General features: G+C 69.1%; 23 protein-coding genes, 1 tRNA gene and 1 other RNA gene. 14 read left to right on the top strand and 11 right to left on the bottom strand.

Annotation, left to right across the window (positions count from 1 at the left end):
• The first annotated feature begins 39 nt into the window (after positions 1 to 39).
• Genes C6Y44_RS01755 through C6Y44_RS01745 form a run of 3 tightly spaced genes read left to right on the top strand, consistent with a single transcriptional unit; the run spans position 40 to position 2,415 of the window.
• Entirely contained in the window at positions 40 to 396 is a 357-nt protein-coding gene (locus C6Y44_RS01755; protein ID WP_006552493.1) for a Rieske (2Fe-2S) protein, read from the top strand.
• The gene (locus C6Y44_RS01750) at positions 393 to 1,991 is read left to right on the top strand and encodes a gamma-glutamyltransferase family protein (RefSeq protein WP_159416925.1); all 1,599 of its coding nucleotides are present in this window, start codon (positions 393 to 395) and stop codon (positions 1,989 to 1,991) included. The genes C6Y44_RS01755 and C6Y44_RS01750 overlap by 4 nt, the downstream gene beginning before the upstream one ends.
• The gene (locus C6Y44_RS01745) at positions 1,981 to 2,415 is read left to right on the top strand and encodes a RidA family protein (RefSeq protein WP_120281161.1); all 435 of its coding nucleotides are present in this window, start codon (positions 1,981 to 1,983) and stop codon (positions 2,413 to 2,415) included. Before C6Y44_RS01750 ends, C6Y44_RS01745 begins: the two co-directional genes overlap by 11 nt.
• A 99-nt stretch (positions 2,416 to 2,514) precedes the next feature.
• On the opposite strand, the gene C6Y44_RS01740 is transcribed toward C6Y44_RS01745, so the two are convergent.
• On the bottom strand, positions 2,515 to 3,093 hold the full coding sequence (locus tag C6Y44_RS01740) for a DUF2231 domain-containing protein (RefSeq protein ID WP_120281160.1): 579 nt from the start codon (positions 3,091 to 3,093) through the stop codon (positions 2,515 to 2,517).
• Between the two features lie 130 nt (positions 3,094 to 3,223).
• Between C6Y44_RS01740 and C6Y44_RS01735 the strand changes: the two genes are divergently transcribed.
• Positions 3,224 to 4,294, top strand: coding sequence for a PDDEXK nuclease domain-containing protein (locus C6Y44_RS01735; protein ID WP_225623696.1), 1,071 nt, complete (start codon positions 3,224 to 3,226; stop codon positions 4,292 to 4,294).
• A 32-nt stretch (positions 4,295 to 4,326) separates the two neighbouring features.
• Here C6Y44_RS01735 and C6Y44_RS01730 read toward each other — a convergent pair whose 3' ends face one another.
• Positions 4,327 to 6,576, bottom strand: a complete 2,250-nt coding sequence (locus tag C6Y44_RS01730) for a DNA polymerase III subunit gamma and tau (protein WP_159416926.1) — start codon at positions 6,574 to 6,576, stop codon at positions 4,327 to 4,329.
• A 131-nt stretch (positions 6,577 to 6,707) separates the two neighbouring features.
• On the opposite strand from C6Y44_RS01730, the gene C6Y44_RS01725 reads away from it, so the two are divergent.
• Positions 6,708 to 7,355: a PadR family transcriptional regulator gene (locus tag C6Y44_RS01725; RefSeq protein WP_159416927.1), complete on the top strand. Its 648-nt coding sequence runs from the start codon at positions 6,708 to 6,710 to the stop codon at positions 7,353 to 7,355.
• 4 nt (positions 7,356 to 7,359) lie between these two features.
• Here the strand turns inward: C6Y44_RS01725 and C6Y44_RS01720 are convergent, their stop codons facing one another.
• Positions 7,360 to 8,049 carry a GntR family transcriptional regulator gene (locus C6Y44_RS01720; protein ID WP_060653963.1) on the bottom strand — a complete coding sequence of 230 codons (690 nt, stop codon included), beginning with the start codon at positions 8,047 to 8,049 and terminating at the stop codon, positions 7,360 to 7,362.
• Between the two features lie 124 nt (positions 8,050 to 8,173).
• Between C6Y44_RS01720 and C6Y44_RS01715 the strand changes: the two genes are divergently transcribed.
• The 3 genes from C6Y44_RS01715 to C6Y44_RS01705 are packed head-to-tail and all read left to right on the top strand — an operon-like array spanning position 8,174 to position 11,082.
• Positions 8,174 to 9,070: a sulfurtransferase gene (locus C6Y44_RS01715; protein ID WP_120281158.1), complete on the top strand. Its 897-nt coding sequence runs from the start codon at positions 8,174 to 8,176 to the stop codon at positions 9,068 to 9,070.
• A 60-nt stretch (positions 9,071 to 9,130) separates the two neighbouring features.
• Positions 9,131 to 9,976 (top strand): hydroxyethylthiazole kinase, encoded by an 846-nt coding sequence (gene thiM, locus C6Y44_RS01710; protein ID WP_192378614.1) that lies wholly within the window; start codon positions 9,131 to 9,133, stop codon positions 9,974 to 9,976.
• Positions 9,976 to 11,082: an LLM class flavin-dependent oxidoreductase gene (locus tag C6Y44_RS01705; protein WP_120281156.1), complete on the top strand. Its 1,107-nt coding sequence runs from the start codon at positions 9,976 to 9,978 to the stop codon at positions 11,080 to 11,082. Before thiM ends, C6Y44_RS01705 begins: the two co-directional genes overlap by 1 nt.
• Positions 11,083 to 11,103: 21 nt before the next feature.
• Here C6Y44_RS01705 and C6Y44_RS01700 read toward each other — a convergent pair whose 3' ends face one another.
• From C6Y44_RS01700 to ffs, 5 genes are all read right to left on the bottom strand, one after another.
• Positions 11,104 to 11,880 (bottom strand): trypsin-like peptidase domain-containing protein, encoded by a 777-nt coding sequence (locus tag C6Y44_RS01700; RefSeq protein WP_159416929.1) that lies wholly within the window; start codon positions 11,878 to 11,880, stop codon positions 11,104 to 11,106.
• A complete protein-coding gene (locus tag C6Y44_RS01695; protein WP_120283876.1) occupies positions 11,877 to 12,449 on the bottom strand; it encodes an HhH-GPD-type base excision DNA repair protein in 573 nt (190 codons plus the stop codon). Before C6Y44_RS01695 ends, C6Y44_RS01700 begins: the two co-directional genes overlap by 4 nt.
• Before the next feature lie 22 nt (positions 12,450 to 12,471).
• Positions 12,472 to 13,830, bottom strand: coding sequence for a hypothetical protein (locus C6Y44_RS01690; protein WP_225623695.1), 1,359 nt, complete (start codon positions 13,828 to 13,830; stop codon positions 12,472 to 12,474).
• 381 nt (positions 13,831 to 14,211) lie between these two features.
• Entirely contained in the window at positions 14,212 to 15,504 is a 1,293-nt protein-coding gene (locus tag C6Y44_RS01685) for an aminotransferase class I/II-fold pyridoxal phosphate-dependent enzyme (RefSeq protein ID WP_159416931.1), read from the bottom strand.
• Positions 15,505 to 15,551: 47 nt separating this feature from the next.
• Positions 15,552 to 15,646: signal recognition particle sRNA small type (gene ffs, locus C6Y44_RS01680), an RNA gene on the bottom strand.
• 116 nt (positions 15,647 to 15,762) lie between these two features.
• Between ffs and C6Y44_RS01675 the strand changes: the two genes are divergently transcribed.
• Together C6Y44_RS01675 and C6Y44_RS01670 are read left to right on the top strand one after the other, a co-directional pair.
• Positions 15,763 to 15,850: transfer RNA gene (locus tag C6Y44_RS01675), tRNA-Ser, on the top strand.
• Between the two features lie 85 nt (positions 15,851 to 15,935).
• Positions 15,936 to 16,199, top strand: coding sequence for a hypothetical protein (locus tag C6Y44_RS01670; protein WP_016691009.1), 264 nt, complete (start codon positions 15,936 to 15,938; stop codon positions 16,197 to 16,199).
• A 90-nt stretch (positions 16,200 to 16,289) separates the two neighbouring features.
• Here the strand turns inward: C6Y44_RS01670 and C6Y44_RS01665 are convergent, their stop codons facing one another.
• Complete coding sequence (locus C6Y44_RS01665; RefSeq protein ID WP_159416932.1) at positions 16,290 to 17,360, bottom strand: GmrSD restriction endonuclease domain-containing protein; 1,071 nt, start codon at positions 17,358 to 17,360, stop codon at positions 16,290 to 16,292.
• 138 nt (positions 17,361 to 17,498) lie between these two features.
• Here C6Y44_RS01665 and C6Y44_RS01660 point away from each other — a divergent pair, with 138 nt between their 5' ends.
• Entirely contained in the window at positions 17,499 to 18,164 is a 666-nt protein-coding gene (locus C6Y44_RS01660; RefSeq protein ID WP_159416933.1) for a YoaK family protein, read from the top strand.
• A gap of 53 nt (positions 18,165 to 18,217) precedes the next feature.
• Positions 18,218 to 18,802 carry a TetR/AcrR family transcriptional regulator gene (locus C6Y44_RS01655; RefSeq protein WP_088899132.1) on the top strand — a complete coding sequence of 195 codons (585 nt, stop codon included), beginning with the start codon at positions 18,218 to 18,220 and terminating at the stop codon, positions 18,800 to 18,802.
• Positions 18,803 to 18,855: 53 nt separating this feature from the next.
• Here the strand turns inward: C6Y44_RS01655 and C6Y44_RS01650 are convergent, their stop codons facing one another.
• A complete protein-coding gene (locus C6Y44_RS01650; RefSeq protein ID WP_120281150.1) occupies positions 18,856 to 19,593 on the bottom strand; it encodes a 3-hydroxybutyrate dehydrogenase in 738 nt (245 codons plus the stop codon).
• Positions 19,590 to 20,978 carry an MFS transporter gene (locus C6Y44_RS01645; protein ID WP_120281149.1) on the bottom strand — a complete coding sequence of 463 codons (1,389 nt, stop codon included), beginning with the start codon at positions 20,976 to 20,978 and terminating at the stop codon, positions 19,590 to 19,592. The genes C6Y44_RS01650 and C6Y44_RS01645 overlap by 4 nt, the downstream gene beginning before the upstream one ends.
• Positions 20,979 to 21,101: 123 nt before the next feature.
• On the opposite strand from C6Y44_RS01645, the gene C6Y44_RS01640 reads away from it, so the two are divergent.
• Both C6Y44_RS01640 and gluQRS read left to right on the top strand, forming a co-directional pair.
• Entirely contained in the window at positions 21,102 to 22,001 is a 900-nt protein-coding gene (locus C6Y44_RS01640; RefSeq protein WP_120281148.1) for a LysR family transcriptional regulator, read from the top strand.
• A gap of 9 nt (positions 22,002 to 22,010) precedes the next feature.
• Positions 22,011 to 22,943, top strand: a complete 933-nt coding sequence (gluQRS, locus tag C6Y44_RS01635) for a tRNA glutamyl-Q(34) synthetase GluQRS (protein ID WP_159416934.1) — start codon at positions 22,011 to 22,013, stop codon at positions 22,941 to 22,943.
• Positions 22,944 to 23,028 lie beyond the last annotated feature (85 nt).

Here is a 23,028-nt window from a genome sequence, read left to right as displayed (position 1 = left end):
CCGGCGACACCGACCCTCGACAAGCCTGGAGGAAAGACCATGGAGTTCAAGCGAGTGGCCCGATCCGGGCAGGTGCCCGAAGGCATCGTCCGCCGGTTCTACGCCGAGGACTACGAGTTCGCCATCTCCCGACTGGACGGCAAGGCGTACGCGACGTCCAACTACTGCTCACACCTCGACTGCCTGCTGTCGTCCGGCAAGCTCGTCCAGGACGGCATCGGATGCTCCTGCCACGGAAGCGCATTCGACCTCGAGACCGGTGAGCCGATCTGCCCGCCGGCCACCGAGCCCATCAAGACCTATCCGTGCGAGGAACGCGACGGCGAGATCTTCGTCGGGATCGACCCCGCCGAGCCGCCGGAAGGACCCCGTCGACGTCGGATGCGGTCGGCATGACGCGGCGCGCGACACGACCGGCGACGCTCGCGACCGGAGGCATGGTCGCGTCGAGTCATCCGCTCGCGAGCCTCGCCGGGGTCCGCGTCCTCGAAGACGGCGGCAACGCCGTCGACGCGGCCCTGGCGATGGCAGCGGTCACGTGGCTGACCCTGCCCGGGCAGTGCGGCATCGGCGGCGACGCGTTCGCCGTGGTCCGCGAGCCCGACGGGTCGGTGTGGACCGTCAACGGCAGCGGTTACGGACCCGACGGCGGCACACCGGATTTCTACCGGGAACGGGGACTCGACGCGATCCCCCTCGACGGGGCGCTCGCCGTCGCCGTCCCTGGCGCGCCCGCCGCGCTGGCCGCACTGCACCGGCGGGGAGCGAGCAGGTCGCTGCCCGAACTGTGGGCACCGGCAGCCCGGATCGCCGAGAGCGGTCTGCCGTGTTCGGCGAAGACCCGGACCGACGTACAGACCGCCCTGCATGCGATCCGCGGCGACACCGGACTCGCCTCGGTGTACACACCGGGCGACCGGGTCCCGCGCCTCGGCGACGTGCTTCCCCAGCCCGACCTGGCCCGCACGATCCGTGCCCTGGCCGAGGATCCGGGATCGTTCTACACCGGCACGCTCGCCGAACGCTGCGTGGCTGCGCTGCAGGGGGGCGGAGCACCGTTCAGCGGTGACGAATGGCAGGCCGGGGCGTCGGTGGACGCGGAGGCGGCGCTCACCGGCAGCTATGCGGGGCACGTCCTGCACCAGACCCCCCTCCCCACACCGGGATGGATGGTGCTGCACCAGGCCGCCCTGTGCGACGACGCACTCGGGACCCACCCCGTGCTCGGTGCGGCGTCGATCGACCGCATGGCCCGCGCGGCCACCGCCGCCTTCGAAGACAGGCTCCGCTGGTGCTCGTCGGACAACGACGGGGTCGCACGCGTGCTCGATCCCGCGAACATCGCAGCGGGTCGCGCACGGATCGACGGGCGTGCACCGGCCGAGGCGTTCACCGTCTCCGCCGGGGACACGACATCGTTCGTCGCCGTGGACGCCGAGGGGCGGGCGGTGTCGTTCATCCATTCGCTGGCGTTCACCTTCGGAGCGAAGCTCACGGTGCCCGGGACGGGCATCGTGCTCAACAACCGGCTCGGTCGCGGTGCCTACCTGATCGACGGCCATCCGAACGAGGTGGCGCCGCGCCGCAAGCCCCTGCACACGCTCAACGCGTGGATCGTCACCGATTCGGCGGGCGAGCTGCGGCATGTGGGCAACACACCCGGCGGCGACGGGCAGGTGCAGTGGAACATGCAGCTGCTGTCGCACCTGCTCGACCACGGTCTCGACCCCCAGGAAGCCGTCTCGGCGCCGCGCTTCACCGTCTTCCCGGGATCGGACGCCGATGTGCTCGGCGAACCGACCGCGTTGCGGATCGAAGGCGACGTCGCCGACGGCGTGTGCGACGAACTGCGCGAACTCGGCCACCGGGTGGAAGTCCTCGAACCGCTGGGTGCCGAGGGCAGCGCGCAGGTGATCTCGATCGACGACCGCGGAGTGCTCTCCGGCGGCAGCGATCCACGACAGGAGGGGGTGGCTCTGGGTGTCCTCTGATACTGCAGCTGCTGTTGCACCGCGTCCGCAGGGTCGGTACGTCCCGGCCGTGCTGGCCGGCGACACCGTCCGCACAGCGGGCATGACACCGCGTCGAGACGGCGAACTGATCCTCACCGGACGGGTCGGTGCGGAGGTCACCGTCGAACAGGCCCGGGCCGCCGCGGTCGTCGCGGTGGGCAACGCGCTGGCGGCGATCCGCGCGACGCTGCCGGAGGGCACGTCGTTCCGGCCGGTCGAGATGGTCGTCTACGTCGCGAGCGCGCCCGGTTTCGTCGATCTGTCGGTGGTCGCGGACGGCGCGTCGGACGTGATCGAACGCGAACTCGGTGTGGACGCGCTACCGGCCCGCACCGCCGTCGGCGTCCACACCCTGCCCGGTGGGGCACCGCTCGAGATCGCGCTGACCGCCGTCCGCGGATAGACGGAGGTCCACAACCGAGAAACGAGGCTCACAACCCCGGTGGTCGACCATCAGGGTTGTGAGCCTCATCTGTGGGTTGTGAACCTCGGGGACGAACGCTCAGCTCCTCGCGCCGATGTCCTCGAGTTCGGCTGCAAGATCGACACTCTCGGACGGTCGCTGCCACCGATACACTCCGCCACCCTGGGCGTAGGAGAGATGGCCACCGAGGGCACCACCGACACCGACGGCGCCGAGACCGATCAAAGTCCATATCGTTCCCGCCCGGTCGTGACGGGCACGTCGCGCGCGATAGGACGTCGCCATGCAGATCACCCCGATCGCGTTGGACACGGCGTGCACCGCGCCGACCCTGCGCTGAGGGGCATCCTCCAGGGTGGAGAAGTCGGTGTATCCGGTGACGATCGTCGGGACGGCCGCGCCCAGTCCCAACGCGACGAGTCGCCGGGACGCGGTGCGCTGCCCGGGCAGCGCGTCCAACGCCGCCGCGGACACCCACGACCCGATCGGGACGGTGACGAGGAGCGGATGGACGGGATGTCCGAGCCAGGAACCTCGGAGCAGGTCGTCGACGACGGAGCCGTCGAGGACTCGCCGTATGCGCTGCGCGATGCGCTCGGCGGGCCGATCCACAGCGTCGAAGGATTCGACGGCGCGCAGGAGTTCGTGCAGGTTCATGATGAGGCGATACCCGTCGGCAGCAGATACGAACCGCCGGGTGACCGCGATGCGACGGCACCCTTCGATTGCCGGCCATGACGAGGGCGGCATTCGTATTTCTGTCGTATCCCGAGGGCACCATGTGGCCGTGACCGAAAAGACCGTCGGGCTTCCCGAGGACTATCCGCAATTCCTGGACGAACTCGAAGCACAGGTTCGTCGAGCGCGTCTACGGGCTACACGCGCCGCGAATACCGAACTGCTGATCCTGTATTGGACGCTCGGGCACTCCCTTCTCGAGCGTCAACGTGTACACGGCTGGGGATCGAAGGTCGTCGACCAACTGGCCAGGGACCTGCGCTCCGAGTTTCCACACATGCGCGGTCTCTCACGCCGCAATCTCTTCTACATGCGGTCCTTCGCGGACGCCTGGCCCCAGGAAATAGTGCAACAGCCTGTTGCACAATTGCCATGGGGACATGTGACGGTACTTCTGGACAAGCTCGACAACCGAGAGCTTCGCGACTGGTACGCCGCGCGCGCAGCAGAACACGGGTGGTCGCGTCACGTTCTGACCCATCAGATCGCCGGGCAGTTACATCGCCGTGTAGGTGCCGCGCCGTCGAATTTTCCGGACCAACTTCTTCCACAGGACTCCGACCTCGCACAGCAACTCGTCCGCGACCCGTACATCTTCGATTTCCTCGATCTCGACGAGCGGGCCGCGGAACGAGAACTCGAAGCGGCACTGATGACACGCCTCGAACAGGTACTCCTCGAACTGGGGCACGGGTTCGCGTTCGTCGGCCGCCAGTACCACTTCACCGTCGACCACGACGACTTCTACATCGACCTGCTCTTCTTCAACTGGATTCAGTCGCGCTTCGTGGTGGTCGAGCTCAAGATCGGCCGGTTCGAGCCCGAATACGCCGGCAAACTCGGTTTCTACGTCTCCTGGGTGGACGCAAACCTGCGAGTCGCGGATCGGCACGCACCGACCATCGGGATCCTGCTGTGCGCGGGGCGCAACGACAACGTCGTGCGCTATTCGCTCGCGGGCACGACCGCTCCCTTGGCGGTTGCGAACTACACCTACGACACCCTGCCCGAACCCATCCGCGAACTCGTGCCTACCGACAGCGAACTCGCCGACGCGGTCGATGCGACCTGGGACGAACTCACGACGGACCGCGCCGACGGAGACACCGCGCAGAGCTGACATCGCTCGTCGGCAACACCAGGGGCCCGGGACTACTTCTCGTCGAGCGGTTTCGCTCCCAGCACGTCCTTGAGCAGCTCGATCGCGACTTCCTCCGGATCGCGGCGCGTCGACGGGTCGCCGGGCGTGGCGGCCTCGGCGAACATCTCCTCGACGTCCGCCTCCGTCATCTGCGACGGGTCGGGCGGCGGGGCGTCGTAGCCGGGGCCCGGATCGTCGGGAAGATCGGGAGCCTCGGGCGGCGGGATGTCGTCGACGCTCTCCGCGGACGGGCGTGTGAACGTCGGGGCAGCCGACGGTGCGGCTGCCGGTCGCTGCGGCGCAGCGGGGGCTTCGACGGGTGCGGGCGGCGTGGCATTCTTCGCCTGGCTCGGCCGGGAGAAACGCGGTTGACCCGCCGGACGCGAATTCTTCTCGGGCGCCGGGGTTCTGACAGGTGCCTCCGCAGCAGCGGAGCCGTGGACGCAGGTGACCTCGAACTCTCCACCGAAGACCGCCTTCAGCGCATCGGCGATGACCGTGGCATTGCGCGCGTCGGCGAGTCGCTTCGCGAGCGGAGCGGAGTCGTGCACGAGCACGACCCGGGTGCCGTCGACCGACCGCACGGTGGCGCCCGAGAGCATCACCTCGACGGTGCGGCTGCGTTCGCGGACCTTCGCACGGACCTCCGACCACACACCCCGCATCTGGGCCGCGTCGGGACCGCCTGTCGCGCGGGCGGGTTCGGGCTCGGGTTCGGGAGTGGCCGGTTCCTGGGGCGCGGGCGGCGGAACCTCCTGCGCGACAACCTCGTCGGGCGCGCTCTGCGGCTGCGGCACCTCCGGGACGGCGGGAGGTTGCGTTGCTGCGGGAGGCGGTGTCGGGGCCGGTGCCGGCTGGGCCGGTTCGGGCTGCACCGGCGCCTGCTGGGCAGGGGGTTGCTGGACAGGGGCCTGCTGAGCAGGCACTTCCGGCTGCGGCTGAGCAGTCTCGCGAGGCTGAGCAGTCTCGTTGGACGGTGCGGCAGGCGCCGCCTCCGCTGCGCGGCGCTGGGAGGGACGCTGGAAACGTGCCGCGGGTTCGTCGGGCGAGATGGGCGGCGCGGCGGGTGCCGCTACCGGCTTCGGCGCGGCACCTCCCGCCGGGGCTGCGACGATGCCCTGCTCGAGTCGTTCGAGGCGCTGCAGGACAGCCGTTTCCGCGTCGGACGCCGCGGGGAGCAGCATGCGCGCGCACATCACCTCGAGCAGCAGACGCGGCGACGTCGCCCCGCGCATCTCACCGAGCCCGGCGTGCACGATCTCGGCGTAGCGGGTGAGGGTGGCCGGGCCCAGGCGGGTCGCTTCGTCGCGCATCCGCTCGAGGACGTCGCCGGGTGCGTCGACGAGTCCGCGCTCGGCGGCGTCGGGGACGGACTTCATGAGGATGAGGTCGCGGAGACGTTCGAGGAGGTCGACGGCGAAGCGACGCGGGTCGTGCCCGGCGTCCATGACCTTCTCGACGGTGCCGAACAGCGCCGCGCCGTCGCCGGCCGCGAGCGAATCGACGGCCTCGTCGATGAGCGCGACATCGGTGACGCCGAGCAGCGACAGAGCGCGTTCGTAGGTGACGCCCTCGGGGCCGGCACCGGCGAGGAGTTGGTCCATCACCGACAGCGAGTCGCGGGGGGATCCACCGCCGGCACGGATGACCAGCGGATAGACCGCGTCCTCGACCGGCACGTTCTCCTGGCCGCAGATCTGCTCGAGCAGACCCCGCATCGCCGTGGGAGCGAGGAGCCGGAAGGGATAGTGGTGCGTGCGCGACCGGATGGTGGGCAGCACCTTCTCGGGCTCGGTGGTCGCGAAGACGAAGATGAGGTGCTCCGGCGGCTCCTCCACGATCTTGAGCAGGGCGTTGAAGCCCTGCGTGGTGACCATGTGCGCCTCGTCGATGATGAAGATGCGGTAGCGCGACTCGGCCGGAGCGTAGAACGCGCGGTCGCGGAGTTCGCGGGTGTCGTCGACACCGCCGTGGCTCGCGGCATCGAGTTCGGTGACGTCGAGGTTGCCTCCACCGCCCGGGCCGAGCGACACGCACGACCGGCACGTTCCACACGGCGTGGACGTGGGGCCGGTCTCGCAGTTGAGCGAGCGGGCGAGAATTCGGGCCGAGGACGTCTTGCCGCATCCACGAGGACCCGAGAACAGGTAGGCGTGGTTGATGCGGCCCGTGTCGAGCGCCGTGCTGAGGGGCACGGTGACGTGCTCCTGCCCCACCACCTCCGCGAAGGTCGCAGGTCGATACTTCCGGTACAGAGCCACGCGCCGAGCGTACCGGCGGCTCCCGACATGCACGGAGGTCGGTCCGTCGACATTTGTGGCCGAGACCACTCTTGCGTTAACGATATATCGAGATCTATCGTGATCGTATCGACAAAGAAGGAGACGCACAGATGCGAACCCACGAACATCCCCGCGGCCGTCGCCGCGCCATGCACGATCGAAATCTCCCCGGTGGCCCGTTCCGTGCCGACGGACCCCGCCGTCGCGGACACCATCCGCACGACGACGAACCCGGCTTCCGCCCGCACCGCGATGGCGGCGGACGGGGACGCGGAGGCCCGCGAGGAGGACGACGCGGCCGAGCACAACGAGGCGACGTCCGCGCGGCAGTCCTGCGCCTGCTCGGCACCGAGCCGATGCACGGCTACCAGCTCATGGAAGCGATCGCAGAACGGACGGGCGGCGCCTGGCGCCCCAGCCCCGGCGCGATCTATCCGACGATCTCCCAGCTCGAGGACGAAGGACTCGTCACGGTCGAGAAGGAGGGCGGACGCAAGCTCGTCTCACTGACGGATGCGGGCCGCACGTACATCGACGATCCGGGGAACGAACTCATCGACCCCTTCGCCGGTCACGATCCCGATTCCGACGCCCCGGACCTGCGACTCGCACTGCGCGAACTGCAGGTCGCGACTCGGTCGGTCGCCATGAGCGGTTCCGACGCCGAGGTCGCCGCGGCACACGCGGTCCTCATCGAAGCCAAGAAATCCCTCTACCGGATTCTCGCCGGCGACCTCGACACGTTCGATCAGGAGTGAGGGCTCAGCCGCGGGCGAAGAGACGGATGCGCTGCTCGCGGCTGCGCTCGAGATGAGCACGCATGTGCTCGCGGGCCGCGGACTCGTTCCGCGCCCGCAACGCGTCGAGGATCTGCGCGTGCTCCCGGTTGAGCAGATCGGGCTCGCCGTAGTTGGACGGCGGCCCGGAGTCGTAGATCCGCAGCTGAGTGGTCAGCCGCACGAGCAACGCCATGATCGTCGAGTTGTGCGCGGCCTGCCACAACGCCTCGTGGAACCGGAAATTCCCGATGCGCACCGCGGCGTCGTCGGTGGCGGAGCAGCACGAATCGTGCAGCCGCTCGAGCCGGGCCATGTCGAGATCAGTGTGCCGGATCGCCGCGGCGCCGGCCGCCTCGGATTCGAGCGCGACGCGCGCCGCATAGATCTCGATGACGTCCTCGGGGGTGCCCGAACGCACCCGGAAGCCGCGACTCGCCCGCTCGAGCAGACCGTCGTGCGCGAGCCAGTTGAGCGCCTCACGGATCGGGGTGCGTGACGCCCCGTAGGTCTCGCTGAGCTGGGTCTCGTGCAGAGCGGCGCCGCGCGGGAACTTCCCCGCGAGGATGTCCGAGCGCAGGCGCAGGTACTGCTTGGAGGTCTGGTCGTCGCGCCCGGTGGGCGATTCGACGAGAAGAGAGCTCTCCAGCTCGGCCGTCGCGTCCTGCTCGGTCATCTACACCCTCCGTAGGCGTGCCGTTCACGTGCGCCGATTATGCCACCGTCAACGTACGAATACTTGCGTATACGTTATTCGTCGTTTAGCGTCGCTCCTCGAACACGACGAGAGGACCCAACGCGTGACCGAGGCGGCATTCCGGGACGAACAGGTGCTGATCAGCGCCGAAGAGCTCTCGAGCGACCCCGGCGCCCACACGGTCCTGCACGCCACGGTCACCTTTCCGAAGCCCCGTTTCGACGGCGACTACCGACCGGAATCCGGCTACGCGACCTGGCGCGCCGCGCACATCCCGGGATCCGTGCACGCCGACCTACTCGGCGGATTCAGCGCCCCCGACACCGACCTGCACTTCTCCCGCCCCACCCCCGACGCCCTCGCGGCGGCCCTGGCCGAACTCGGCGTGGCCCCCGAGACCGACCTCGTGATCTACGACGACGGCGGCATGACCTGGGCGTCCCGGCTGTGGTGGATGCTGCGCAACATCGGTGTCTCCGCCCGCGTCCTCGACGGCGGCTTCGCCCGCTGGACCGCGCTCGACCTACCCGTGGAGACCGGTGACGCCGCCGAGCGCCGCGCCACCACATCCCGGACCGGGTTGCCCGACCACGGCCTGTGGCGCGATCGCGACGACGTGCTCGCCGTGGTGTCCGGCGATGCACCGGGCACCCTCGTCTGCGCGCTCGACGCCGAGCAGTTCGCAGGCACCGCCACCACTCGTTACGCGCGCCGCGGGCACATCAGCGGGAGCCGGAACCTACCGGCCAAGAGCCTGCTCGCCGACGGCGTCCTGCGGAGCACCGAGCGGATCGCCGAGTCGGCCGACCAAGCCCTCGCCGATACCTCCCGGCCTCTGATCCTCTACTGCGGCGGCGGCGTCTCGGCGTGCCTGGTGGCGCTCGCACTGGTCCGGACGGGCCACGACGACATCGCCGTCTACGACGGATCCCTCGAGGAGTGGACGGCCGACCCCGCACTCCCCATGCGGACACTCGGAGAAGGGAAGGGCGACGCATGATGCGATGTCCGCGATCCTGACCCGTTTCGTCCCCTCCCCTCCTTCCCGACAGGATCTTCCGTGACCACGACCCCCACCGTCGACGATCTCGCCGTCACCCTCGACGCCCTGCGCGCGCAGACGCCGCTGGTGCACTCGCTGACCAACATCGTCTCGGCCAACTTCCTCACCAACGTGCTGCTCGCCGCGGGCGCCAGCAACGCGCACATCGACAACGCCCACGAGGCAGGTGATTTCGCGCGCATCGCCGGTGGAGTGCTCGTCAACCTCGGCACCCCCTTCGACGAGACCTCGGTGGCCTTCACCCGCGCGGCCGAGGCCGCGCACGACGCCGGCACCCCGTGGGTCCTCGACCCCGTGGGAGTGGGCGGACTGGCGTGGCGCACCTCGCTCGCCGCCGACCTGCTGAAGTTCCGTCCCACCGCGATCCGCGGCAACGCCTCCGAGATCATCGCGCTGGCCGGTCTGGGTGGTGACACGCGCGGCGTCGACAGCGCCGACGAGGCCGCAGCCGCCGTGCCCGCGGCGCTCGCACTGCTCGACCGCGCGGACGCCGTGTCGGCCTCCGGTCCCGTCGACTACCTCGTCGGACGCAACCGCGACGGTGGGATCGTCGGACTGCGCATCGCCGGTGGCAGCGCGATGCTGCCGCGCGTGACCTCCACCGGATGCTCCCTCGGCGGACTCGTCGCGGCCTATCTCGCGGTTGCGGAGACCCCTCTCGTCGGCCTCGCGGCGGCCCACGCGCACGTCGCCGTGGCGTCCGAGATCGCCGAGGAGAACTCCACCGGCCCCGGTTCGTTCGCCGTCGCCTATCTCGACGCCCTGTTCGCCGTGGACGCCGACACGCTGCGCGCCCGCGCCCGCGTCGAACCGTTCGAACTCCCCTCGAAGGACACGAAGTAATGCCCATCAAGACCTTCTGGTATCTCACCCAGGCCGACGGCGACTACCCCTGGAGCCCTGGCGGGTTGTACCCGGTGGACGGGCAGCGGCAGATCGAGCTCGCGAAGACCATCGACGACGGCGGCTTCGAAGGTGCGCTCGTCGCGACCTGGCCGAACGACCCCTTCATCTCGGCGACCTGGGCTGCGGCGCACACCAGCCGGATGAAGTTCCTCGTCGCGATCTACGCGAACATGACGCCCGCGCGACTGCTCGCCGAGAAGGCCCTCACCTTCGACGCGTTCAGCGGTGGTCGCCTGATGATCAACTCGGTCAACGGCCGGGAGAACATCCTCACCAAGTACGACATGAACGTCGAGCACGACCGTCGGTACGAGCTCGGCGAGAAGTACTGGGCGGAGTTCCGGCGTATCTATGCCGAGGGCACCGCGTCGAACTTCCCGAACACCCCGCTGCGCATCGATGCTCCCGCAGACCACTCGGTGCCGCTGTGGGGAACGGGCGACTCACCCGCCGGTCTGCAGAACGCCGGCAAGGTGCTCGACGCCTACCTGATCATGCTGCGCGAGACCTCGTTCGTCGCGGAGAAGTTCACCGCCGCACGCGAATCCGCTGCAGCAGAGGGCCGCGAGTACACCGACTTCGGCGCCCTGTCCGGCGTCATCGTGCGTCCGAACCGGGAGGAGGCACTCGAGCGGTTCCGGTCGCTGTTCGAGAAGGCCGGCATCGAGCAGATCCAGGACGTGCTCGACAACGCGGTTCGGCGCCGCACGCACGGCAAGCAGGATCTGAAGACCTTCACCGCGCGCGACGCGCAGCGGCAGGGCTGGGTCGACACCATCAATGCCGGCAAGCTGCCCGAACCCGAGGACCTGTATCTCGGCGACGGCCTCTACGCGGGCATCACCGCGTGGTCACCGCTGGACATCTTCGCCACGGGATCGTCGGCCGTCTACTATGTCGGCGACCCGGACGAGATCACCGGCCACGTGCGCACCCTGCGCGACGCGACCGGACTGACCTCCCTCATCCTCGCCGGATGGCCGCTCATCGACGAGGCGAAGAACGTTGCCGAACATCTGATTCCGCGTTTCGACAAGCTCTGACGGTAACGCCGGCGGGATCGGTCAGGGGGTGTCGACGAGACGGAACCCCGAGCCGATCCCGTCGCGCGCGTCGATCTCGGCAAGGATCCGGTCGGCCCGCTGGTAGGCGGCGAACCTCGTGTCGGGAACCTGCCGGTCGTCGGAGACCGCGGTCTGTGGGAACCGATAGCCCACCGACAGTCCCATCCATTCGCCCGTCTCGGCACGCACGAGCGGCCCGCCGGAGTCGCCCGGCCGCATGAGCAGCGGCGACGACATCAGGTTCCCGTCCACCCGCACATCGCCGGTCGCGCAGGCCACCGACGTGCTTCGCCCTGCCGCGCACTGTGTTCCGACCGGCACCTCGCCCTCGCCGAACGCCGCGACCGATTCGAGCACGACACGCTCTCCCCGATCGTTGGGTACCGACGTGTTCGATCCCCGCACGCGGGTCTCGTCGAGCAGGACCACCGCGTAGTCGGCGATCTCGTCGGTGGGGAATCCCAGCTGATCGACCGAACCCGTACTCGCGACGTCCGTTTCGGTTCCGACCGGCCCTCGGTGCTGCTCGTCGACCTTCCAGACGGGCGACGATCCCGTCCGGTAGCAGTGCCCCGCCGTGATCGCGACGAGACGACCCGCGTCGTCGTGCCCGACCGCCGCCACGGAACACCAACCCGGTGTCGGCTCCGCGGAGAACACGATCCCGTCGCCGGGCCGGAGGACGACCCGGTCGTCTCCCCCGCCGGCCGCGGCCACGCCCCCGGTTCCCGCGGCGAAGGCGACGGCGGCGCCGCACACTGCTACGACGCGTCTCATGACTTCTTCGCTGCCTTCATCGACTTCTTGAACTCGCGCACCTCGCGCAGCGACTGCTCGTCGACGACGTCGGCGATCGACCGGCGCGCATCCTCGTGCCCGTAATCGCCGGCGGCCTCCCGCCAGCCCTCGGGTCGCACCCCCATCTGCTTGCCGAGCAACGCCAGGAAGATACGTGCCTTCTGGTCGCCGTAGCCCGGCAGCTTCTTCAGCCGCCGCAGCACTTCCTTGCCGTCCGGGTCGCCGGACGTCCACAGTGCGGAAGCGTCGCCGTCGTAGTCCTCGACGATCGCCGCGCACAGCGCCTGGATCCGCTGTCCCATCGACTTGGGGAACCGGTGGACGGCCGGTTGCTGCGCGCACACCGCGACGAACTCGTCGGGGTCGGCCGACGCGATGCGGTACACGTCGAGACCGCCGAGACGGTCGGCAAGTTTCTTCGGTCCCGCGAACGCGACCTCCATCGCCACCTGCTGGTCGAGCAGCATGCCGATGAGAAGCGCCAGCGGGTTCTCGGCCAGCAGTGCGTCGGCGTCGGGATCTCCGACCAGGTTCAGCGTCGATGACATGCAGACGATCATGCCCTGCACGTCAGGGGCGGCGCCACACGACCACCGCGATCACGATGCCCAGGGTGAGCGCGATCGACGTGGTCAGAGCATGCATCCAGTGCGGGAAGAGCGTCGGTTGTGACGTTGCCGGAACGGCGGCCAGGGCGGCGAACAACGCCACGACGGCAATGACCGAGGCCGCCGCGGACCAGCCCTGGGCCAGGCGAGTGTGCCTCGCACCGCGCAACTCCGCACTGCGCAACAGGGCGTGCTCGACGACGTCCACGGCCTCGGACAGTTCCGCGTCGAGTTCGGCCAACTCGTCGGCGACCCGGCCGGCCATGAGTGCTCGCAGCTGTGTGGGTTGCGTCCACGAGTGGAACCGGTCGTCGTGGATCGATTCCTTGCGCAGCAGGGCCCGTTCCATCCGGCGCGCCTGCATGATCGCGATGTCGTCGAGGACCGTGGCCAGCCGATCGCCATCGAGCCCGTCGGGGTGGCGCAGATGCTCCATGGTCGTCCAGTAGTCGGCGGAGGCCCGTGCCCGCACCGCCACCCACGGGATGAGCCCGTAGATCATCTCGCGGGTGCCGTGCCCGACATAGTCGCTGCCGAGGGCGGTGGCCTCGAGGTCGAACAGCACCGCACCGGAGTCCTCCCGCACGGCGATGGCGGCCCCCGGCTGCACGGGCCGGTCCACCAGCGGAACCCGGTCCCACTTCCACAACACACCCCAGGACCGTGCCGCGGCGCGGGCCTCCGGTCCGATGCGCGGGCCGTCGACGAGCGAGCGGACGCGTTCGCCGCCGCTCGAGACCACCTCCACGACCATACCCTCGGCGACCTCGCGATCGCCGACTCCCCGGTGGCGGTGGACGACGAGTTCGTGCAGGGGTCGATAGGTCGTCGGCGCGCACAACCGCCTGTTCAGTCCGGGGAAGACGTCGTTCAGGCAGGCGTCGGCGGTCAGTTCGAAGGGCGCGAGGAACTCACCGAGCACCGGGCGCAGACCGGCGCCCTCGCGGTCCTGCAGCGGGTCGCTGCGCCAGTCGACGAGCGGGGAACCGTGGTCCGACAGCGATTCCAGCGCCAGGACGAGACCGTGGCCGGGGACGTCCCACAGCGACACGCATGTCGCGGGGTGTCCCACATACGGTCTGGTCGCGTCCGGCGCCTCGCGCAGCGACCCCGTCGATGCACCGAACGAGATCTCCGGTCGTGTCGGGTCGACGACGTGCCGGAACGCGAGCAGGCACGGCGGACGCACTCCGTGGTCCGTCTCGGGCTGCTCGGCGATGCGTGCCGGCAGGAAGGGCTCCACCTTTTCGACGGGTGGGACCCGCGGTGGCGTCTCGGGCGCCGCCTCGATGTCGAGCGCCAGGAGGAACACCTTCAGCACACCGAGACACCCCGTGACAGATCCGACGGCCGATGCGCCGACTCCGGAATTCACGAGAGCGCGGTTTTCCATCACACTCACCACTTCCGAACCCGCCGCACGGTATGCGGCGACCCTGACCAGCGAGTATGTCAGGTCGGTCGGGGAAAGCAAGTCGTGGTGACGGCGGACACCGATAATGCCCCGAACAGGGCCGATCCGAGTTGTCCACCGCCCGTCCACGTGTTGTGCACAACTTTATCCACAGGTTGGGAACAAACTCACACTCGGAGTGCACATTCTTGTCGGCGGAGGCACGCAACAAAGAAACGAGGCTCGCAACGCCGGCAGTGACTGCCGATGTTGCGAGCCTCGTCCTCGCGTTGCGTACCTACCTGCGCACTACTTGTCGGCGAGCGCCTTCTCCGCCGCGGCCAGCAGCACGCAGGTCGCGACACCGTCCATGGCCTTCTCGAGCTCGCCGAGCGAAGGGAAGCTCGGCGCGAGTCGGATGTTCTTGTCCTCGGGGTCCTTCTTGTACGGGAACGCCGAACCGGCACCCGTCAGCGCGATACCCGCTTCCTTCGCCAGGGCGATGACGCGGGCCGCCGTGCCCTCGACGACATCGAGGCTGATGAAGTAGCCGCCCTCGGGCTCGGTCCACGACGCGACCTTCGACGTGCCGAGACGCTCCTCGAGGATACGACGCACGAGCGCGAACTTCGGCGCGAGGATCTCGCGGTGCTTGGCCATATGGGCACGAACACCCTCGGCGTCGCGGAAGAAACGCAGGTGACGCAGCTGGTTGACCTTGTCGGGGCCGATGGTCTTGATGCCCAGGTGCTTCTGGTACCAGGTGAGGTTCTCGGTGGAGCTGCCGAAGAAGCTCACGCCCGAACCGGCGAAGGTGATCTTCGAGGTGGACGCCAGCGCGAACACGCGGTTCGGGTGACCGGCCTGCGCGGCCAGACCGAGGATGTCGATCGCGGGCGCGAGGTGCTCGGTGAGCGGGTGCACCGCGTAGGCGTTGTCCCAGAAGATGCGGAAGTCGGGAGCGGCCGTCGGCATCGACACCAGCTCGCGGGCGACCTCCTCGGAGTACACCGCGCCGGTGGGGTTCGAGTAGGTCGGCACGGCCCACATGCCCTTGATCTGCGGGTCGTTCGCGACGAGATCGGCGATGAACCGCACGTCGGGTCCGTCCTCGCGCAGCGGCACGGGGATCATCTCGATGCCGAGCGACTCGGTGATCGCGAAGTGCCGGTCGTAGCCGGGCGCCGGGCACAGGAACTTGACGACCGACTCCTGCGACCACGGGCGCGGCGAGTCGACGGTGCCGTGCAGCAGCGACCAGACAACGAGATCGTGCATGATCTCGAGGCTCGCATTGTTGCCCGCGATGAGGTTCTCGACCGGGATGTTCAGCAGCTCGGCGAAGATCGCGCGCAGCTCGGGCAGGCCGGTGAGGCCGCCGTAGTTGCGGGTGTCGGTGCCGTTGCCGTCGCGGAAGTCGTCGGCACCCGGCAGCGACAGCAACTCCGCGGAGAGGTCGAGCTGCTCGGGCGAGGGCTTGCCGCGGGTCAGGTCCAGCGTCAGCTTCTCCGACTTCAACCGTTCGTAGTTGGCGGACTGGCGCTCGTGCTCTGCAACGAGTTCCTCATGGCTCATCAACCCGTACTGGGTCTGCGTAGGCATGCGGAGGGACCTTTCACCGTGCACGGCGACACGGGCATCGGCGGAAATTAAGAGGACCCCGCGCACCCGGCAGAGCCCGTTGACCCTTGCTGCCTTCCGGCCCTGGGGGAGTTCACAGGATGCGCGCCGCGCGGGATCCATCGGCAAGTGTAGAGGAACGAGCGCCCCGGCGGCGAACCACCCCCGCAGCACCCCCGGAATCAGGGTGCGACGTGCTCGTTTGGCAAGTTGGGGTCTCCATTCGGTATGCTTCCCCACGGAGGATTCGCCTAGTGGCCTATGGCGCTCGCCTGGAACGCGGGTTGGGTTAACGCCCTCAGGGGTTCAAATCCCCTATCCTCCGCCACGGAACCCCGTGGGGCGCACAGCGTCCCACGGGGTTTCTGCTTTTCCGGTTCCCCTGTTCGCGTACCGGGCCGATCTCGGGCACGATGCGTCTCGTGACCGCGGACGACAATTTCCCGCTCGCCGGCGACGCCGATCACGAGCAGGCTTCGGTCTGGGTGGAGATGCTGGACCGGGAGATCGACGAGGTGTCCGCAGCCATCGAGAAGACCGAACAGAAGGCCCTCGCCGAACACCGGGTGGGGGCCGTGGACCGGGCGCGCCGGTTCGACGCCGAGGTCGAGCGGCTGGGCGCCCAGCTTCGCGAGCTGCACCGCATGCGCCGCAATCTCACCGACCGCTTCAGCTGACCGGAAGATCGCGGCAGTGCGCTACTCGCAGACGCTGCGGTGCGCTACTCGCAGACGCTGCGGTGCGCTACTCGCAGACGCTGCGGCGCGCTACTCGCAGGCGACGCCGTCCCCGTCACCGTCCATCTTCGGCCGGTAGCCGGGCTCTCCCACATACAGCGGCGCAGCTCCCGCGGCCCGGGCCGCCGCGCAGTTCTCGTAATACACGTCCGCCGAAGCAGGGGCCGGTTCCGCGGGGGTGGGCGCAGGTGCCGGAGCCGGCGCGGGTGCGGGTGCGGGCGCAGGTGCGGGCGCCGGTCGCGTCGTCGTGGTGGGTGCGGGAGCGGGTGCAGCTGCGGGAGACCCACCTCCGCATTCGGTGAGGACGCGCGCCATCGCGTCGTGCTCGGCCTGCGTCACCCACAGGCCGTAGATCGCCTTGACCTCGATCTGCCGCGCGACGTACGTGCAGCGGTACGCGCGGTTCGGAGGCAGCCAGGTCGCGGCGTCGCCGTCGCTCTTCTGCTGATTGGTCGGCCCGTCCACGGCCTGGAGGTTGCGCGGGTCGTTCGCGAAATCGGCCCGGGTGCCCGCGTCGAGCTGCTGTGCACCCTTCTGCCACGCGTCCGACAACGCGACGACGTGGTCGATCTGCACCGCGGTCGAGGTGTCCTGTCCGCGGGTGAACGCGATCGTCGTGCCGGTGTACACATCGTTCAACGTTCCCGACGCCACGACACAATCGCGGGTACCGGGCCGGTAGACGATGTCGACCAGGTCGCGTCGCAGGATGTCGTTGCGGGTGTCGCAGCCGTTGCCCCCGAACTCCACCGACACGTCGTCACTCCACGCCTGGCCGAACAGGTCGCGGCTGTACCCGGTCTTGGGCGCGCGCCCCTTGACGGGCAGGGTCGCCAGCCGGGCCAGGGCCTCCGACGAATCCGCCGACGCTGCCGGGTTGGACGCAGCGGGACCCGGCGCGGTCGCCGAAGTGGGACGCGTCGTGGTGGGGGACGGTGTCGTCGTGGGGGTATCGGAGCTCGGTGCCGGGGACCGTTCGGAGGTCGCCGCCGGAGCGACGGAGGTGTCCTCGGTGGTCGAATCGCAACCGGTGAGGGTCAGACCCGCGACCGTCGCGACGACGAGCACGGACAGCCGGGACGACAAGCGGGGCAAGGACATCGAGGGAACTCCTGAGAACGACGGCGCCGGACGGCTCCCCTTGTTCATCGCGCCCACCACGCCCGGTCGTTACACCGCGTAAGTATCCGGGAGCCGACATCGTCGGCGTCCGGCAGGAACGGTTCCTACTATCGTCTGGTGGTCGGTTACGGCAGGCAGTTGCAGGGACTCGCGATCGCGCTGTCCTCTCTCGCGGGGTTCATCGATGCCCTCGGTTTCATCACCCTGGGCGGCGTCTTCGTGTCGTTCATGAGCGGCAACTCCACGCGCTTCGCGGTCGGGACGGCCGACGGTGCGTGGCAGACGGTCGCGCTCATCGGCGGCGTGCTCGCGCTGTTCGTGGTCGGGGTGATCCTCGGCAGTGTGGTGGCGGAACTGACCGACCGAGACCGGCGGACCCGCAAGACCGCGGTCCTCGCGACGGTGACGGTGTTGCTGACGATCGCCGCCGCGGCGGTCCTCGTGGACCGGACACCGGTCGCGGTGATCGCGATGACCTTGGCCATGGGAACGGAGAACTCGGTGTTCCGGCGGCACGGGGAGACGACCGTCGCCCTCACCTACATGACGGGTGCGCTGGTCAAGATCGGGCAGCGGATCGCGGCGGCCTTCTTCGGCGGTCCGCGCTGGAGCTGGCTGCCCTATCTGGGCCTGTGGGGCGGCTTGGTGACGGGTGCCGTTCTCGGCGCGCTCGCCCACCGGGTACTGGGTTTGCACGCCCTGTGGATCGCAGCGGCGTTCGCAGCCGCGCTGACGGTGGCGGTCCGTTTCCTCTCCGATCACGAGCTCACCGGCGGGGTGTGATTCCCACCTCCCCGTACGTTCGTACGGTGGAGAGCTCGGCTACGGTGCTCCCCATGCGCACGCGCCCCTACGTCACCACCAGCCCCACCAGGCTCGCTGCGGCCCTGCTCGACGTGGCCGCACGCAACGGTCTCGACGCGGCGAGCGTGCGGGAGGTGGCCAACGAGGCAGGGGTCTCGATCGGGGCGGTGCAGCACCATTTCCCGACCAAGGACGAGATGCTCGCGTACTCGTTCCGTACCCTCTCGGACCGGGTGCTGAACCGGCTGACGAACGTCGATCCCGACATCGATCCGGCGCGCACCCTGTTCTCCGCACTCAGCCAGCTGCTTCCCCTCGACGAGGAACGTGGCAGCGAGGTGCACGTGATGTCGGCGTTCGCCGTGCGGGCGGTCACCTCCCCCGCGCTGAGCGCCATCCGCACCGCCACCCTGTTCACGATCCGCACGGGCATAGCGCGCGTATTGATCCGCGCCGGTACACCCGACCCGGAGACCCGGGCCGCCCTGCTGCTCTCGGCCGCGAACGGGCTTGCGCTCGACGCGGCGGCCAGCCCCGAACTCTATCCGCGCGAGTATCTGACCCACGCTCTGCACGCCCAGGTCCAGCTCGTCCTCGACGGTGCCGACGCGCACTGACCCGCGCCCCGGAATCCGGGACGCGGGTCGGTGATTGCAGTCGGACCGTCCTGTCAGTGGGCCGACCAGCCGCCGTCCATCGTGTACGACGCGCCGGTGACCATCCCGGCCTCGTCGGAGGCCAGCCACGACACGAGCGAGGCCACCTCCTCCGGCTCGACCAGCCGGGTCACCGCCTGATCGGTGAGCAGCACATCCGAGAGCACGCGATCCTCCGGGATGTCGTGTGCGCGGGCCTGTTCCGAGATCTGCTTCTCCACCAGCGGGGTGCGGACGTAACCCGGATTGACGCAGTTGCTCGTCACGCCGCGGGGGCCGCCCTCGAGCGCGACGACCTTGGAGAACCCCTCGAGGCCGTGCTTGGCGGTGACGTACCCGGCCTTGAACGCCGACGCCCGCAGCCCGTGGACCGACGAGATGTTCACGATCCGGCCGAAGCCCCGCTCGTACATGCCGGGCAGCGCGGCCTTCACGAGCAGGAAGGGCGCCTCGACCATGAGCGTCTGGATGCGGCGGAAGTCGGCGAGGGCGAAGTCCTCCACCGGCCGCACCACCTGGATGCCGGCGTTGTTGACGAGGATGTCGACGTCGAGGCGGAGACCGTCGAGGCCGTCGGTGTCGAGCAGGTCGACCCCCCACCCCTCTCCCCCGATCTCGTGGGCGAGCGTCTTCGCGGCGACCTCGTCGACATCGGCGACGGTCACGCGGACTCCCTGCCGAGCGAGAGCGCGGGCACAGGCCGCCCCGATCCCGCCGGCACCACCGGTCACGAGTGCGGTGCGGGCCCTCATGCCGAGACCCTGGCGTTCTCGGCGGCCTTCTCCTGGGCGACGGTTTCCGCGTCCGCGGCGTCGATGTCGCGCAGCGAGATGCCCTTCGTCTCCCGGGCCACGATCACCGCGACGATCGTGATCAGCGACGAGCCGAGCAGATAGAAGGAGATCGGGACCGACGACTCGAAGCGGCTGAGCAGGCTCGCGGCGATGATCGGGGCGAGCGACCCGGCGACGATCGAGGTGACCTGGTAGCCGAGCGAGACGCCCGAGTAGCGCATGCGGGTCGGGAACATCTCCGCCATGATCGCCGGCTGCCCCGCATACATGAACGAGTGGAAGACGAGTCCGATGACGATCGCCGAGACGATCCACGCACTGTTGCCGGTGTCCATCATCGGGAAGGCGAGGAAGCCCCAGGCCCCGGCGGTGACGGCACCGATCATGTAGACGGGACGGCGTCCCAGCGTGTCCGACAGTCGTCCGACCATCGGGATGATCACGAAGTGCACGGCATGCGCGGCGAGCATCCACCACAGGATGTGGCTGGTGTCGGCACCGACGACGATCTTCAGATAGGTGATCGAGAAGGTGACGACGAGGTAGTACATGACGTTCTCGGCGAACCGCAGGCCCATGGCCGTGAACACGCCGCGCGGGTAACGCTTGAGCACCTCGAAGACGTTGAACGACGTCTCCTTGAGCTTGTCGGCCTCCTGCTGCGCCTCGAGGAAGATCGGGGCGTCGGTGACCTTGGTGCGGATGTAGTAGCCGATCAGCACGATGACGGCCGAGAGCCAGAACGCGACTCGCCAGCCCCACGACAGGAAGGCCGATTCGGGCAACGTGGTGGTGAGGACGAGCAGGACGATCGTCGCGAGGAGATTGCCCATCGGCACACCGGCCTGCGGCCACGACGACCAGAACCCGCGTGAGCGGTTGGGGCTGTGTTCGGCGACCAGCAGTACCGCGCCGCCCCACTCGCCGCCGACCGCGAAGCCCTGGATGAACCGGAGCGTCACGAGCAGCGCCGGCGCCCAGTACCCGATGGCACCGAAGGTCGGCAGGCAGCCCATCAGGAAGGTCGCGACGCCGACCATGATGATGCTGGTCTGCAGCAGTTGCTTGCGTCCGAACCGGTCACCGAAGTGGCCGAAGACGATCCCACCGAGCGGCCGGGCGACGAAGCCCACGGCGTAGGTGACGAACGCCGCGATGATCGCGTCGAGTTCGTTGCCGCCGTCGGGGAAGAAGACCTTGGCGAAGACGAGGGTTGCGGCGGTGCCGTAGAGGAAGAACTCGTACCACTCGACGACGGTGCCCGCCATGGACGCACCGACTACCCTGCGCAATGCCGACGGTGAACTCTCCGGCCCATCCGTTCGTGCCTGTTCGACGCTCATGCCTGCACCCTCCCGGGACGCTGTGTGACGGGGAACACTTCCAAACGCATATGCCGAGTATCGGTACGCACATATGCATCCACAATGACGCGATTCGCAGATGCGATCTGCAAAACTGCACACATGAGCGTGCCCTCGGCCGATGACCTCCTCGTCCTGCTCGCCGTCGGGCGCAGCGGCAGGTTCACCAGCGCCGCCGACGACCTGGGCGTCAACCACACCACGATCTCCCGGCGGATCGCCTCGCTCGAGCGCAGCCTCGGTGGTCGCGTGCTCGCGCGGTCGGCGGCGGGATGGGAACTGACCGACCTCGGTCGCGAGGCGCTCGAGGCCGCCGAACGCATCGAGGCCGCGGTCGGGACTCTGCGGAACCCCCGGGGTGAGCGCCGCCTCGAAGGCGTCGTGCGTATCTCCGCCACCGACGGCTTCAGCGCATACATCGCCGCCCCGGCCGGCGCGCTCGTGCGGCAACGCCATCCGGGTATCTCCGTCGAGATCGTCGCGACCACCCGTCGCGCCTCGCAGCAACGATCCGGCATGGACATCGAGGTGGTCGTGGGACGCCCGCAGGTGCATCGGGCCGAAGCGCACCGCCTCGCCGACTACAACCTGGGCCTCTACGCGTCGCGCGACTATCTCGCCACGCACGGCTCCCCGTCGTCGGTCCGCGACCTGCGTGAACACACCCTCGTGTACTTCATCGATTCGATGCTGCAGGTCGACGATCTCGACGTCGCGCGGCGCATCGCCCCCGACATGCAGGATTCGATCAGCTCGACGAACGTGTTCGTGCACGTCGAGGCGACCCGTGCCGCCGGAGGCCTCGGTCTGCTGCCGTGCTTCATGGCCGATCGGCACCCCGATCTCGTCCGGGTCCTGCCCGGCGAGGTCGAGGCGCGTCTGGCCTACTGGCTCGTCGCGCGCTCGGAGACGCTGCGGCGGCCGGAGGTCGCGGCCGCGGTCGCGGCGATCCGGGAGGTCGTGCACGCCCAGCGAGCAGTGCTCCTGGGGGTCGCTCGATAGAGTGCACGGGTGTCACTTCCGGACGAGGACGAAGCAGGAGCGGGCCGCTTCGCACCGAGTCCCTCCGGCGACCTGCACTTGGGCAATCTGCGCACCGCCGTTCTGGCGTGGCTGTTCGCGCGGTCGACGAACCGTCGGTTCCTGGTCCGCGTCGAGGATCTCGACCGGGTGCGTCCCGGCGCGGAGCAACGCCAGCTCGCGGATCTCGCGGCCATCGGTCTCGACTGGGACGGCCGAGTGGTCCACCAGTCCCGCCGCCGGCGCCTGTACGACGAGGCGATCGCGCGGCTCGAGCAGGCCGGCCTGACCTACGAGTGCTACTGCACCCGACGCGAGATCCTCGAGGCCACCTCCGCACCCCACGCCCCTGCGGGCGCCTATCCGGGCACCTGCCGCAACCTCACCGACGAGCAGCGGGCCGAGCGCCGGGCCTCCGGCCGCGCCCCCGCGATCCGATTGCGGGCGACCGAGGAGTGGTTCACCGTCCACGACCTGCTGCACGGAGATTTCACGGGCATCGTCGACGATCTCGTGTTGCGCCGCAACGACGGAACCCCCGCGTACAACCTCGCAGTGGTGGTGGACGACGCCGACCAGGGCATCGATCAGGTGGTGCGCGGAGACGACCTGCTCACCTCCGCGCCCCGGCAGGCCTATCTCGCACACCTTCTCGGACTGTCGGAACCCGTCTACGCGCATGTGCCGCTCGCGCTCAACAAGGAGGGCAAGCGACTGGCCAAACGGGACGGCGCGGTGACACTGGCCGATCAGCTCGCGCTCGGTCACACGGCCGACGACGTGCTGGGCACGATCGCCGTGTCGCTGCGACTCGCCGACCCCGGCGAGCCCGTGTCGCCGGAACTGTTGCTGGACCGCTGGAATCCCGTGAGACTCCCCCGTGATCCGTGGGTGTTCGCGCCGTCGGAGGAAGGCATCCGATAGGACACGATGCGGACATAGCGGATGCGGACCCGAGGTGATGTCCGTACTCTCTCGGAAGTGTCCGATCCCGGAGACGAGAGGCAGC

The sequence above is a fragment of the Rhodococcus rhodochrous genome (assembly GCF_014854695.1).
Taxonomy (GTDB): Bacteria; Actinomycetota; Actinomycetes; order Mycobacteriales; family Mycobacteriaceae; genus Rhodococcus.
Note: the sequence above shows the minus strand (reverse complement) of the source record. Positions and strands in the feature narration are given on the sequence as shown.